Below are 15520 nucleotides of genomic sequence, written 5' to 3' on the forward strand. Positions count from 1 at the left end.
ATGCTTTGGACGGACTGCTTAACTCGCTTGCGACAAGAGCTCTCTGATAATGTCTTTGCCATGTGGATTCGTCCTTTGGTTGCAGAAGAAGTCGAAGATACTTTAAAACTGTATGCACCCAATCCATATTGGACTCGCTACATTCAAGAACATCATTTAGAACTGATTTCTATTTTGGCAGAACAATTATCTGAAGGTCGTATTCGTAAAGTCGAAATTTTAGTCGACTCGCGTCCTGGTGCAATTCTTTCTGCTGCTGAACAGCCTGCTACCACAACGGCAGCGCTTGAAAGTTCTCCGATGCCTACACAGCATGTCAAAGCCAAAAAAGACAAAGAATATGAAGTTGTTTCTGCAAAAAATGTGAAGAAACGTCAACTTAACCCATTATTTAACTTTGCTTTATTTGTTGAAGGTCGTTCAAACCAAATGGCGGCTGAAACTTGCCGCAAAGTTTTAACACAACTCGGTGAATCTCAACATAATCCACTCTTTTTATACGGCCCTACAGGCTTAGGTAAAACGCATTTAATGCAAGCGGTTGGGAATGCATTATTACAGGCAAAGCCAAATGCGCGTGTGATGTATATGACTGCGGAAAGCTTTGTCCAAGACTTTGTCAGCTCTTTGCAAAAAGGCAAGGTTGAAGAATTTAAAAAGAATTGCCGTTCTTTAGATTTATTGTTGGTTGATGATATTCATTTGTTGGCAGGTAAAGAAGCCAGTCTTGTTGAATTTTTCTATACATTCAATGCTTTATTGGATGAATCTAAACAAATTATTTTGACCTCTGACCGTTATCCAAAAGAATTAACTGAATTGGATCCGCGTTTAGTCTCGCGTTTTTCATGGGGACTATCGGTTGGGGTTGAACCACCAGATATTGAAACACGTATCGAAATTTTGCTGAAAAAAGCCGAAAGCAGTGGCATCGATCTGCCTCGAAATTGCGCTTTATTTATTGCACAACAGGTTGTTGCCAATGTGCGAGAGCTTGAAGGCGCTTTAAACAAAGTTGTGGCAATCTCACGCTTTAAGGGGTCTGCAATTGATCTAGAAGTGGTTCGTGAATCATTGAAAGATGTTTTGGCGATTCGTGCCCGTACCATCAGTACTGAAAACATTCAACGCGTAGTGAGTGAATACTTCCGTATTCCATTAAAAGAATTGGTGGGGCCAAAACGTACACGTATTTACGCACGACCACGTCAGTTGGCGATGGGGCTTGCGCGTGAGCTTACTGGAGACAGTTTCCCTGAAATTGGGATGGCTTTTGGCGGTCGTGACCACAGTACGGTCATGCATGCCTGTGAAAAAGTGCAAAGTTTACGCGATGAAGATCCAATTTTTAATGAGGATTATAAAAACCTCATGCGCCTGTTACAAAGTTAAAATTTGTACAAATTATGCGCTTGCAATGCGGCATAAACTGCCGCATAGTACGTCATTAAAAAAAATTTATTACCCACATTTTTGTCATATTTAGTTAGAGGAATTCCACCGTGCGTTTGAAAATCGCGAAAGAGAGCTTACTTAATGTTTTGTCCCATGTGGTTGGAGCAGTTGAACGTCGCCATACTTTAAACATTCTTTCAAACGTGAAAATTCAAGCTACAAATCAAGCCCTTACGATTACAGGATCGGATTTGGAAGTGGAGCTTGTGGCGAGTACAACTCTAGCTGAAGGTGCATGTTTACAAGCAGGGGAAACTACAGTTCCTGCACGTAAGTTGGTCGATATTTGTAAATCTTTACCAGCAGCAGCTTTGATTGATTTGCAGATCACTGAAGATCAACGCTGTATTTTAAAATCTGGAAACAGCCGCTTTGTTTTAGGAACCTTACCTGCTGAAGATTATCCATTGTTAACCAATGAAAATAGCCAAGGCACTCAAGTTCAAGTCACTGAGCGTGAATTAAAACGTTTATTTGAAAAAACTTCATTTGCCATGGCTGTGCAAGATGTACGTTTTTACCTGACAGGTACATTATTGGAAATTGATGAAAATCAATTACGCGCAGTCACTACCGATGGGCACCGTTTAGCATTGTGTGAAACATTGGCGTCTTCAACCGCTGCACAATTAGTTCAAGCCATTGTTCCACGTAAAGCAGTCGGTGAGTTACAACGTCTTTTAAGTATCGAAGATGAGCAACTGACCTTGTTAATTGGTCGTGAATTGTTAAATGTTACCATTCAAACCTCTAGCCGTGACAAAGAACAGGGCGATATTACAGTACGTTTCACAACAAAATTAATTGATGGGAAATTCCCTGATTACCGTCGTGTGATTCCACGTGGCGGTGACAAAGTTGTAAATATTCCACATGATGTATTTAAGCAATCCTTACAACGTGTTGCGATTTTAAGTAATGAAAAATTACGTGGTGTATTCTTAAACTTTAATGCTGATTCTTTGCAATTACGTGCCAATAACCCTGAACAAGATGAAGCGATTGAAGATTTAGCTATTCAATATGCCAATGCACCGATGGAAATGTCGTTTAATGCGCAATATATTTTAGATGTATTAAGTGTTTTAGATGGTGATGATGTCGCAATGACCATGTCTGAAGCGAATCAGTCGGTATTGGTACAAGATCCAACCCAATCTAATCAAACTTATGTTGTGATGCCGATGCGTGTTTAATTGATTTATTTTTAAATCATAGCCATGCATATTACGCGTTTAAATATACAACGTGTTCGAAACCTCAAGACGGTTGCTCTGCATGAGTTGCAACCGTTTAATGTTTTTTATGGACAAAATGGTTCAGGCAAAACTTCGATTTTAGAGGCCATTCATTTATTGGCAACAGGTCGATCTTTTCGAACCCATATCCCTAAAAATTACATTCAAAATAATCAATCAGACGCCATTGTTTTTGCCCAATCTTTGACTGAAAAGATTGGTATGCAAAAGCTGCAAAGTGGTGAGCAGTTAATTAAAGTCAATGGTGATACTGTTGCAACCCAAGGGCAGCTTGCCAAAATCTTACCTTTGCAACTGATTGATCCATTAAGTACCGATATTATTGATCATGGGGCAAAACCACGTCGCCAATTGTTGGATTGGCTCATGTTTCACGTGGAACCAGATTTCTATCATGCGTGGCAATATTATTCACGCGCTTTAAAGCAAAGAAATAGCTTACTTAAAACCAAACGTAATCTAACTTTGCTCGATTTAGAGCCGTGGAACAAAATGCTCAGTGATTATGGTGAAATGTTGCATTCTCAACGGGTCGAGATTGTTGAGCAATGGAAGCTATATTTGCAAGAAGATTTGGCGCAGTTGCTACCCGATTTAAAGATTGAAATGGAATATAGTGCAGGGTTCCATGTGGAACATGGTTTGGCCAATGACCTGATTCAATATCACCAAAAAGATGTTGATCGACGTTATACCGAGTATGGACCACATCGTGCAGATATCCGATTAAAAACCCCATTAGGCGAAGCGGATGTGGTACTGTCTAGAGGGCAGAAAAAGTTATTGATAATGGCTTTAAAACTATCACAAATTGCCATGTTACATGCCTGTAATAAAGAAACTGTGGTATTATTAGATGATGTGACAGCAGAATTAGATTTAAGCGCACAACAACGTTTAATTGAGCGATTGAGCCAACTTGGTAGTCAAGTTTTTATTACCACACTAGACCATGAATCAGTAAAAAAACATTTACATGATTTGTCTATTTCCTACCAGTTATTCAATGTTGACCAAGGTCAGGTAAGTGTTGTTGCAACATGATTTTAGATTTTAGCCAATTTTGGAAAGACCTATTTTTCACTAGGGAGAAACCATGAGTTCAGAAGATCAAATAGCTTCTCAAACAGAACCAACCATTGAAAAGGCTTATGATTCCTCTAGTATCAAAGTATTACGTGGTCTAGATGCAGTTCGTAAACGCCCAGGTATGTATATTGGTGATACTGATGATGGTTCAGGCTTACACCATATGGTATTTGAGGTCGTGGATAACGCGATTGATGAAGCTTTAGCTGGTCATTGTGATGAAATTTTAGTGACGATTCATGAAGATGAGTCAGTCAGCGTTGCAGATAATGGACGTGGTATTCCAACCGATATTCACCCGGAAGAAGGTGTCTCTGCTGCAGAAGTAATTCTTACGATTCTGCACGCAGGTGGTAAGTTTGATGATAATAGCTATAAAGTTTCAGGCGGTTTGCACGGCGTAGGTGTATCTGTAGTTAATGCACTTTCAAGCAAACTTGAACTTACGATTCATCGTGCTGGTCATATTCATCAACAAGAATATAAACATGGTGATCCGGTCTATCCGTTAAAAATTGTGGGTGATGTCGAAACCACAGGGACCATTGTTCGTTTCTGGCCAAGTACTGAAACGTTTAGCCAAACGATTTTTAATGTCGATATTTTAGCACGTCGCTTACGTGAACTTTCATTCTTGAATGCGGGTGTTCGTATTGTCCTACGTGATGAACGTGTTGCCTTAGAACATGTCTTCGATTACGAAGGTGGTTTATCTGAGTTTGTAAAATATATTAACCAAGGTAAAACCCATCTCAATGAAATCTTCCATTTCACCACTCAAGCTGAAAATGGCATAGGTGTTGAAGTTGCTTTGCAATGGAATGATACCTATCAAGAGAATGTTCGTTGCTTTACCAACAATATTCCACAAAAAGATGGTGGAACGCATTTAGCTGGTTTCCGTGCAGCGTTGACACGTGGCTTAAACAGCTACATGGAAAATGAAAACTTACTCAAAAAAGAGAAAGTTGCAGTTACTGGTGATGATGCGCGTGAAGGCTTAACAGCAATTGTTTCAGTTAAAGTACCTGATCCTAAATTCTCATCTCAAACCAAAGAAAAATTGGTGTCGAGTGAAGTTAAACCTGCTGTCGAGCAGGCAATGAACAAAGCCTTTTCTGAGTATTTATTAGAAAATCCTCAGGCTGCAAAATCTATTGCAGGCAAGATCATTGATGCTGCACGTGCGCGTGATGCTGCGCGTAAAGCACGTGAAATGACACGTCGTAAGAGTGCGCTTGATATTGCTGGTCTTCCAGGTAAGTTGGCAGACTGTCAGGAAAAAGATCCAGCACTTTCAGAATTATACTTAGTCGAGGGTGACTCTGCGGGCGGTTCTGCAAAACAAGGCCGTAACCGTAAAATGCAAGCCATTCTTCCGCTCAAAGGTAAAATCCTGAATGTGGAACGTGCACGTTTCGATAAGATGATTTCATCACAGGAAGTGGGTACGCTAATTACTGCATTAGGATGTGGTATTGGCCGTGAAGAATATAACCCAGACAAGTTGCGTTATCATAAAATCATTATCATGACCGATGCTGACGTGGATGGTTCACACATTCGTACCCTGCTTTTGACTTTCTTCTTCCGTCAAATGCCAGAACTTGTGGAACGTGGTTATATTTATATTGCACAACCACCACTGTATAAACTGAAAAAAGGTAAGCAAGAGCAGTACATTAAAGACAATGATGCTTTAGAAACTTATTTGATTTCAAATGCGATTGATGAACTTGAATTACGTGTCAATGCTGAAGCGCCTGCAATTCGTGGCGTAGCATTAGAGAAAGTGATTGCTGATTATCAAACCTCTCAAAAGAGTTTGCAGCGTTTAACTGTGCGTTATCCTGCGACCTTGCTGGATGGTTTATTGAGTCTTGAGCATTTTAAACTTGATCAAAATCATGACCAAGATTATGTACAACAATGGGGTGAGAAACTTCGTGCTGCGATTGAAACAACGCAACCAAGTTTACGTCCAGTGTTGAGCTTGGAGTCGTTTGATAAAGAAACTGCTGATGGGTTTAAAACCACGATTTATTTCCCGCATATAACGATTTATGTGCACAATTTACCGCATAGCTATTTATTAGATGCGGGTTTATTGGCATCGGGCGAATATAAGCGTTTATTGCAAAACTCGAAGAGCTGGTTCACCTTGTTAGAAGAAGGTGCTTATCTGCAAAAAGGCGAACGTAAAATCAACGTTTCGACTTTCCATCAGGTCTGGCAACACATTTTGACAGATTCACGTCGCGGCATGATGATCCAACGCTATAAAGGTTTGGGTGAGATGAATGCTGAACAGCTTTGGGAAACCACGATGGATCCTGAAAACCGTAATATGCTGCAAGTGACCATTGATGATGCGATTGAAGCCGATCGTATGTTTGCATGTTTAATGGGCGATGATGTAGAACCACGTCGTGCTTTCATTGAAGAAAATGCATTAAATGCAGATATTGATGCTTAATTAAAGTCATTTTAATCAATAAAAGGGAATAAACCTCGGTTTATTCCCTTTTTTATATCCGCTATTTTAATTTTGATGGTACTAAACTATTGCTATTTAAAAATTTAAAGCAAAAAAACCAGCTTATCAAAGCTGGTTTTTTTGTAGGCTTTAGCTTATTTCAGCTAAAGTATTATTCACCACCAAGCGTACATTCAAAGTTGGCTTTATCTACTGAACAACGCGCTTTTTTCAACACAGACATCATACCTGCATCATAAATACCTTGTTTAGTCAGTTCTAAACGGCCGTCACGCATTAATTTTTGATATTTCAGCTTATCTTCAGCGGTTAAATTCATTTTGTATTTTGCTGGAATAGTCGCTTCTAAGCGATTGATCATAGCAAAGCTTTTTGGCAAGTTTTTCACAAAATAATCACGAGATTTTTGACCAAAACCTGCAGGGAACTTTTCAGGACGGATGACAAAGTCAGCAGTTACTTGTAATACAGGGAAGTTAAACATTGCCCCATTTGCGCCTAAACCTTTTTGAATTTCAAGTGGTTTGTAGGCATAAGCTGGTGCACCGACCATATCAACTTGACCATTGTTAAATTTTGCAACAAAGTTGGTGATATCTGAAGGAACTGCTTGTGCACCAACACGTTGTACTAGAATTTTTTGAGCGCTATCATAGCTTAATACAGCAAACTTTTTACCAGCGGCTTTTTCAATCGAGTTGATATTTTTATCACGTACAAAAATAAATGCTGAACCAAGTGGTGCAATACCAGCAACTTCGTATTTTTTACCACCCAAGGTTGTGGTCATTTTTGCAGCATTACGCGCATCTAAGGCAAAAGTAATGGCTTTTTGTGCAATCGCATTACTTGGCACACCACCAATAGAGTCGATTGAACCCACAAATTTATTGTATTGACGCGCACGCATTGCAGTCATAAATACGCCATCGCATTTGCCTGCTTTAAAGTCGTTATCTGCAACAGCCTCATCTTGTTTGGGAATGAGATTGATATCAGCGCCCCAGCTTTTTGCTGATAATGCCCATTCTTGTGCCATTTGAAATGATTCACCTGACTTACCTAATAAGTCAAATACGCAGACATCTGTCGCAGCTTGAGATGCTGAACTAAATCCAACGATTGAAGTTGCAGCAATAGCGAATGCAATTTTTTTCATATTTTCGTCCTTATCTATTTATCCATCTTTAGGAACTTTTCCATAAGCGCAATATTAATCAGCTTTGTTTGAAAAAAATAGAGCATTTACTCCATTTATTATTTTTTTTTTGACAATTATTGTGAATTAGCGACTTAACTCTCATTTCATCGACAATCTTTTTATAAGTAAATCAGTTTTTTAAGTCTGAGTTATGCTTTTTCATTACAAATTGTTCGAAATTCATGATCTATGTAATTTTAAATAATTTTGCTGAAATCAAAAAAAATTAGATGAATGTTCATTATAAAAAGCGACGAACGGTTAAATTTTGCACTTGAATTTTGTTCTATTATTAACCAAAATAATGTTGATAAGTATGTGGGTAACTTTACAATTAAGCTTAAATTCGATCAACACTGACTGATTTAATCACATATAAAACTTCAAAATCATTAAAAAATGCTCTCAAAGAATGAGTCAAAAGAACTGTTTTAAAATTTTAACTTATCCACAAGCAATTGATAAAAAATATTTTTAAGTTCAAATGAATTGTCTTTTTTAAAGCCTTTTTCGCTATTATTTAGGTATGCTAATATGTTCCACGGTGGAAATTACCTATTATAAATAAAAGTTATGATTTTATTTTGTCGATTTAAAGATGCTTTTAGGCTTGGACGTGGCTGTTAGATGTGGCTTGTATGTTAAATAAAATAAACTTATGATTTTTATTGGATTATTGTGTTAAAAAGCCTTCTTTTTGATCTGGGGGAATATAGAGTAATGAGAAACAATACCTGAGCGTGTTTGCATAGCGTGGCTATGTATTGAATTACTGATGATTTATGAGAAGAGGTATAGAACTTTAAATTTTGTTAAGGCGATGAAATTGCGGTTAAAACTTTAAATAAATGGTTTTTATTGGTTAACTTATTGATTTTTAATTATATTTTATTAATAAGCTAGAAAAGGCATTTGCCTATTTCTAGCTAATTTGAGGGGGCTTACTGTCTTTAAAAACACTTTTTAATTAAAAGCGCCTTTTAATCGAAAGAGCTTTCTAATGTTTCTAGTTCCATCATCAGTTCAAGCATTTTTTCTTCAGCTTGTTCTAATTTTACTTTTAACTCTGTCTGTTCATTCATGAGTTTGAGTAAATCATCTTTACGGTTTGCCTCATAAAGGGCTGAGTCTGCAAGTAATGTTTCAATTTCTGCAAGTCTAGGTTGAATTTTTCCAATTTGGCTTTCAATTTTCTCGATATTTTTACGAATAGGACGGCTCAGTTCACGTTGACGAGCAGCTTCTTTACGTTGTGCTTCTTTATCGAGTTTTGAAATACTTGGCTTTTCAACCACCTGAGATTGAACAGGTGCACTAGGCTGTTGTCCATTCTTGATCATATCGATACGTGCTTGACGTAACCACGTTGCATAATCTTGTAAATCCCCGTCAAATTCCTTGCTTTGACCTGCATGAACCAAAATAAGTTCATCACAGACTGAAGCGATCAGCTGACGTTCATGGGAAACTAAAACCACAGCACCTTCAAAATCCTGTAAAGCCATCGTCAGTGCATGGCGCATATCTAAATCTAAATGGTTAGTCGGTTCGTCGAGAATTAAAACATTTGGACGCAACCAGACGATTAAAGCCAAAGCCAAACGCGCACGTTCACCGCCAGAGAAGCTTTCGCTTGGGGTGTCCATACGTTCACCACTAAAGCCAAAACTTCCTAAAAAGGAGCGTAATGCTGCTTCACTGATCTTTGGGTCAGCAATGCGAGAAAGTTGTAACATCGGGCTGGCATTGCCATCTAAAGCATCCATTTGGTGCTGGGCAAAATACCCAATGTTGAGTAACTCAGAATCTTTACGTAAACCTTGAATCAGCGGTAAATCACCGACTAAAGATTTAATTAAGGTCGATTTACCTGCACCATTCATTCCCAGTAAACCGATACGACTGCTTGGTGTAATCTGTAAATTTACATTGGTGACAATTAATTTATCGCCATAGCCAATATCTGCATGTTCGAGTGTGAGCAGCGGTGAACTCATTTTGCTTGGTTCACGGAAACTAAAGGTAAATGGATTATCGACATGCGCAGGGGCAAGCTCTTGCATACGTTCAAGTTGTTTAATACGGCTTTGCGCTTGTCGTGCTTTAGTCGCTTTGGCTTTAAAACGGTCAATAAATTTTTGTAAGTGTGCTTTAGCTTCTTGTTGCTTTTCAAACGCTTGTTGTTGCTGTGCTAATCGCTCAGCACGTGTGGTTTCAAAAGTAGAATAGTTACCAGTATATAAAGTCAGTACTTGATTTTCGATATGTAAAATATGATCTGTGATTGCATCTAAGAAATCGCGGTCATGTGAAATTAAAATGAGCGTGCCTTCATATGCCTTGAGCCAATCTTCTAACCATAAAATTGCATCTAAATCTAAATGGTTGGTCGGTTCATCAAGTAATAGTAAGTCTGAGCGACTCATCAGGGTGCGAGCAAGATTTAAACGCATCCGCCACCCACCAGAGAAACTTGAAACCAAGAGTTCTGATTGATGCTCAAAAAAACCTAAACCGGCCATCAGTTGAGATGCTTTAGATGCAGCTGTATAGCCATGAATTTCTTCAAAACGGCTATATAAATGTGCTAACTCATCATTACTCAAATCTTCAGAATGGTTTAGTTTGTCTTGGATGAGCCAATATTCTTCATCGCCAGATAACACAAAATCAATAGCTTTCATATCTAAGGCTTTGATTTCCTGAGCCATATGGGCAACGGTCCATATATTTGGACGGGTTAAGCTACCGCTGTCTGACTCCATTCCACCCAAAAGTGCTGAGAACAATGTGGATTTACCCGCACCATTTACACCTGTTAAACCAATTTTCCAACCAGGATGAAGTTGCATAGACGCTTTTTGGAATAAAATGCGTCCACCACGGCGAATTGAAAGTTGGTCTAACTGAATCATAGGAAACTGACTATTGAATATCGGATGCGGTATAGTAAAGGATAAATGGTAGAGTTCAAAAAATGTATTTGATAAAAGAAGTGACAAAATGTCTTTTCTTGAGTGAAATGCACAATAAATTGGGTAAATAGGATCAATTCAAAAAAACAAACAATGCTTTATTGTGAATGCTTCAATAAAAATGCGTATATCTCCCAAATCAGCAGCAATCATTAGAATATTTTTATTTTACAACCACTCAATAAAAAACCGCTCAATCAAATCAGCTCAGCCGCTTATTTTTATCAGAATTTTGTCCTGAATTTTTTATCTCATCTAAAAGTTGGTTAAAAAACTAACACAAAATATTCAGTTTATGTAGAATTAATCACAGTATCACCTAAAAATGTGTAGTTAAAGTAAAAGACTCGGATTGCTTTTACATCTACAAGGATAAATCTATTTATAAAAATATGGACGTTAGATGATGAATAAAATAGGATATTTACCGATTGTTTTTTCAGTTTTTTTTTCACCTCTGCTACAGGCAAAACAAAATGTGTGTGTGTTTGATTTACTGGGTAAAGCGGGTGAGTCTTATAAACTCATGGAAGAATGGGCTTTAGCAGCCAAAGCATGGGGCGCTGATATTAATTTAACCGTGTATCAGTCAGAAGAAGCCGTGGATAAAAATTTTAAAACCAATAAATGTGATGCCGCGGCAATGACCACGATGCGTTCACGTGAATACAATAAATTTGGTGGTTCTATTGATGCTTTGGGCGGAATTCCCAACAATGAAATTGCCAGAAGAGCGATCAACTATGCCTTGGATAAACGCAATGCAAAAAGATTGGTTTCTGAAAAAAATGGGGTCAAATATGAATTGGCAATGATTACCCCGATTGGTATTGCTTATATCTTTGTTAAAGATCGCGCAATGAATACTTTGGAGAAGGGCAAAGGCAAAAAGTTTGCCTATCTGCATTATGATCTTGCACAAAAGGTTGCCGTTGAACGTGTAGGCGCAATCGGGGTTCCTTCTGATATTTTTAATTTTGTGAAAAAATTTAATGATGGTGAAGTGGATGCGATTGCTTCACCAGCCTATGCCTATAAACCATTGGAAATTTATAAAGGTTTAGGTAGCAATGGTGCAATGTTTACTTACCCCGTAGTGAATGTGACTGCCGATTTAATTATTAAACCTGAGCAGTTTCCAGAAGGTTTTGGTATTAAGTCACGTGAGTGGGCTGTGAAGCAGTTACCAAGTTCATTTAAGAAAATAGAAAAAATGGAAGCTGAAATTCCAGCAAAATATAAATTAAATGTATCTAAGGATGATGCACTCCGTTATCAGAAATTATTGCGAGAAGGGCGGATTGAGTTAACAAAAAGAGGGGTGTACGATCCTGTGATGATGTCGGTACTGAAAAAAGCACGCTGTACGGTAGATCGCACCAACTTTGAATGTTCACTTGCAGGTGAATAAATTTATTCAATAAAAAAGCCATCAATGTTGATGGCTTTTCTGGTTTTATTGGCTTAGACGGGATTAATCGGTAAAGGTCACTTTTGCAATGGCTTTTTTACTTGCCTGAATGACTAGAGTGACATTTTCTTTCACAGTGAAGTTTGCATCCACAACTTCCCAATCTACTTTTACGGCTCCACGTGAAACAGCATCTTTAGATTGTGCTGAATTCTTGGTTAAGCCTGCGGCACGTAGAATAGACACAATCGAGATTTCTCCATTGTATTCACCACGAGAAATAGTCACTTCAGGCGTACCTTCAGGTAGCTCGCCTTCTGTGATTAAGTTACCCGCACCTTTATGTGCATGTTCAGCAGCTTCTGCGCCATGGAAGCGTTCAACCAACTCAAGTGCAAGAATTTTCTTAATGTCTTGCGGATTACGACCTTCAGCCATTTCTTTGAGAAGAACGTCAATTTCGTCCATAGACTTAAAGCTGAGTAATTCAAAATAGCGTTCAATCAAGCTGTCAGGCATAGACAATACTTTTTGGTACATTGCGCCAGGGGCATCAAATACACCAATATAGTTGCCTAAAGACTTCGACATTTTATTAACGCCATCTAATCCTTCTAGGATCGGTACGGTAATACACACTTGAGCTTCTTGGTCATAACGACCTTGAAGGGTACGCCCCATGAGTAAGTTAAAGGTTTGGTCTGTACCACCAAGCTCAACATCGGCTTCAAGCGCAATAGAGTCGTAACCTTGAACCAAAGGATATAAAAACTCATGAATAGCAATCGGTTGATGGCTATTATAGCGTTTAGTAAAGTCATCACGTTCAAGCATACGCGCAACGGTTTGCTGCGAAGCCAATTGAATCAAATCCGCAGCGGTTTTTGTTGCAAACCACTCAGAGTTAAAACGAACTTTGGTTTTATTTGGATCAAGAATTTTAAACACTTGTTCTTGATATGTTTTGGCATTTTCTAAAACTTGTTCACGCGATAGCGGTGGACGAGTCGCACTCTTACCTGTTGGGTCACCAATCATGGCGGTATAATCACCAATCAAGAATGTGACATCATGACCAAGATCTTGAAACGCTTTTAATTTGTTAATTAAAACAGTATGACCCAAATGTAAATCTGGGGCAGTTGGATCAAATCCTGCTTTAATTTTTAAAGGACGATTTTCTTTTAGTTTCTTCAGAAGATCTTCTTCAGAAATAATTTCGTGAGTGCCTCGGCGAATGAGGGCAAGTTGTTCTTCAGCCGGCAGGAAATTTGACATTACAAAAACCCAAATACTTCAGTTAGACTATTTGTGCGATATACTAACATTTTTTCAGCATAATGCAGGCGAAGAATATCTCATGACAACAATCTATATTGGCGTAATGACTGGAACCAGCATGGATGGCGTCGATTTTGTTGCTGCTTCATTTGATCCTTTACATATCCATGCCACGCTTACAGTCGCTTTTGATCCTCATTTACGCGATGAATTGATGGCATTGACCTTACCTGATGATAATGAAATCGATCGAATGGGTAAGGCGGATGTCGCTCTTGCAACCATGATTGGCAATGGTATTAACCAACTTATACAAGAAAATAATTTAGATAAAAGCCAAATTAAAGCGATTGGTTGTCATGGACAAACTATTCGGCATCGCCCAGAACACGGGTTTACTTTACAAATTGGTGATCCAAATATTATTACAGAAATTACTCAAATTCCTGTGATTTCAGATTTTCGTCGTCGTGATATGGCGGCAGGTGGGCAGGGTGCTCCTCTAGTTCCAGCGTTTCATCAAGCTTTATTCCAACATTCAACCATTCATCGAGTGATTCTCAATTTAGGGGGGATTGCCAATGTCAGCATGCTGCCTGCTGGTGATGAGCAGAATGTTTATGGTTTTGATACAGGCCCTGCCAATATTCTTATGGATGCGTGGTGTCATCGTTATACTGGGCAACCTTATGACGAAAATGGCAATTGGGCAGCTTATGGTCAACCGATACGTTCATTGTTAGATCGCCTTCAAGCAAATGAATACTTCTCTAAAGAACCTCCAAAAAGTACAGGGCGTGAAGACTTTAACTTGGAATGGTTAGATGAGCAGATTTTAGATTGGCGCAATGATTTAGAATATGATGAATTAGAAGATACCCCTGAAAATATTCAGGCAACGTTGATGAAACTCACGACACGTGCCATCAAGAAAGCCATTTATCGTTCGCCTCTAGATACGGGTGAGGTCTATGTTTGCGGTGGAGGTGCTTATAACTCACATCTACTTGAACAACTCCGTTGGCGCCTACGTAAGCACAATTGGTCTGTACAATCGACTTCTGCATTGGGCTTAGCACCGACATGGGTAGAGGCAACTGCATTTGCATGGCTCGCCATGCGCTTTGACCAACAGTTAAGTGGCAACCTACCTGCTGTTACGGGGGCAAAAGGCTATCGTATCTTAGGTACGATTACAGCAGTTTAAAACTGAAATGATTGCTAAGGTGAGTGATACACCTTAGTAATCAATATTTACACAAGAACAAAAGCGCTGTAAAAACAAATGAAAGCAACCAGAATGGGATAAATTTTGCTGATCTATAACGACTACGGATTATTGTTCTTTAAAAAGAGAATTCATTTTTTGCTTAGTAGCCTGAGATATTTTGTAGAACAATGATCGACCTGTTTAGCGCTGAGATTGTCCTTTACTGCTGTTAAAAAATAGCGCATAAGCTTCCACTATCAATAAAAATTAAAACTGAGATCACAATGAACTTAGCGATACAGAAACAGCGCATAGAATCATTTCAAAGAGAAGGCTTCAGCTTTGATGTGATAGATTCGGGTCCTTTAGATGGACAGCCTTTTGTCTTGTTACATGGTTTTCCTGAAACCAATAAAAGCTGGCAAGAAACTGCAGAGATCTTGAATCAAAACGGTTATCGTACTTTTGCTGTTAATCAACGTGGTTATAGTTTAGGCGCACAACCGCAAAACCGCCGTGATTATAGAAGTTCTACTTTGGTTGAAGATGTAAATGCTTTAATCGATATGATTCAACAACAGGTTTATTTAGTTGGACATGATTGGGGAGCTGTAGTGGCTTGGGATGTTGCTCAACGCTATCCTGAAAAAATAAAACATTTGATTACGATTTCTGTACCGCATAAAGCAGCATTTATGCGTTCGATGTTCAGCAGTAATCAATTGTTAAAATCTTACTATATTGGTTTATTCCAGTTACCTAAAATTCCAGAATTATTATTCGAGAAATTACCGAAGTTGGGTCTAGGTTTATTAAAAGATTCAGGAATGACCGCAAAACAACTCGAAGATTTCCAACAAGACATCGTGGTGGAAAAGCGTCTAAGTTCTGCATTAAATTGGTATCGGGGACTTCCATTTAGTTCAAATAAAAATTTAACCCAACCAGTTTGTGTGCCGACTTTATTTATTTGGGGCAAACATGACTCGGCGATCGGTTCTAAAAGCGTTGCCTTAAATCATCATTATGTAAAAGCAGCTTATAAAGAAATTGTGATGGATGCGACGCATTGGATTCCAGTGCAGAATGCAAAACAATTGAGCCAACATATTTTAGAAACGATTTAAGCTTGATGTCTCAAC

At 38.6% G+C, this 15520-nt stretch carries 10 protein-coding genes; 7 read left to right on the forward strand and 3 right to left on the reverse strand.

Annotated elements, in window-relative coordinates:
- From dnaA to gyrB, 4 genes are all read left to right on the forward strand, one after another.
- Positions 1–1392 carry a chromosomal replication initiator protein DnaA gene (gene dnaA / locus ACZ5QH_RS00005; protein ID WP_004818188.1) on the forward strand — a complete coding sequence of 464 codons (1392 nt, stop codon included), beginning with the start codon at positions 1–3 and terminating at the stop codon, positions 1390–1392.
- 110 nt (positions 1393–1502) lie between these two features.
- Entirely contained in the window at positions 1503–2651 is a 1149-nt protein-coding gene (dnaN, locus tag ACZ5QH_RS00010) for a DNA polymerase III subunit beta (RefSeq protein WP_004718933.1), read from the forward strand.
- Positions 2652–2675: 24 nt separating this feature from the next.
- Positions 2676–3758: a DNA replication/repair protein RecF gene (gene recF / locus ACZ5QH_RS00015; RefSeq protein WP_004718931.1), complete on the forward strand. Its 1083-nt coding sequence runs from the start codon at positions 2676–2678 to the stop codon at positions 3756–3758.
- Between the two features lie 52 nt (positions 3759–3810).
- Complete coding sequence (gene gyrB, locus ACZ5QH_RS00020; RefSeq protein WP_303577851.1) at positions 3811–6279, forward strand: DNA topoisomerase (ATP-hydrolyzing) subunit B; 2469 nt, start codon at positions 3811–3813, stop codon at positions 6277–6279.
- Between the two features lie 172 nt (positions 6280–6451).
- On the opposite strand, the gene ACZ5QH_RS00025 is transcribed toward gyrB, so the two are convergent.
- The gene (locus ACZ5QH_RS00025) at positions 6452–7459 is read right to left on the reverse strand and encodes a putative solute-binding protein (protein WP_004718925.1); all 1008 of its coding nucleotides are present in this window, start codon (positions 7457–7459) and stop codon (positions 6452–6454) included.
- 1022 nt (positions 7460–8481) lie between these two features.
- A complete protein-coding gene (locus ACZ5QH_RS00030) occupies positions 8482–10416 on the reverse strand; it encodes an ATP-binding cassette domain-containing protein (protein WP_034613338.1) in 1935 nt (644 codons plus the stop codon).
- Between the two features lie 466 nt (positions 10417–10882).
- On the opposite strand from ACZ5QH_RS00030, the gene ACZ5QH_RS00035 reads away from it, so the two are divergent.
- A complete protein-coding gene (locus ACZ5QH_RS00035) occupies positions 10883–11887 on the forward strand; it encodes a putative solute-binding protein (protein ID WP_004718922.1) in 1005 nt (334 codons plus the stop codon).
- 63 nt (positions 11888–11950) lie between these two features.
- Here the strand turns inward: ACZ5QH_RS00035 and tyrS are convergent, their stop codons facing one another.
- Complete coding sequence (gene tyrS, locus ACZ5QH_RS00040; RefSeq protein ID WP_004718921.1) at positions 11951–13165, reverse strand: tyrosine--tRNA ligase; 1215 nt, start codon at positions 13163–13165, stop codon at positions 11951–11953.
- Between the two features lie 82 nt (positions 13166–13247).
- Between tyrS and ACZ5QH_RS00045 the strand changes: the two genes are divergently transcribed.
- Together ACZ5QH_RS00045 and ACZ5QH_RS00050 are read left to right on the forward strand one after the other, a co-directional pair.
- Positions 13248–14375, forward strand: a complete 1128-nt coding sequence (locus ACZ5QH_RS00045; protein ID WP_035370790.1) for an anhydro-N-acetylmuramic acid kinase — start codon at positions 13248–13250, stop codon at positions 14373–14375.
- Between the two features lie 287 nt (positions 14376–14662).
- Positions 14663–15505 carry an alpha/beta fold hydrolase gene (locus ACZ5QH_RS00050; protein WP_034613356.1) on the forward strand — a complete coding sequence of 281 codons (843 nt, stop codon included), beginning with the start codon at positions 14663–14665 and terminating at the stop codon, positions 15503–15505.
- The last annotated feature ends 15 nt before the right edge of the window (positions 15506–15520 follow it).

The sequence above is a fragment of the Acinetobacter sp. Ac8 genome, assembly GCF_055392545.1.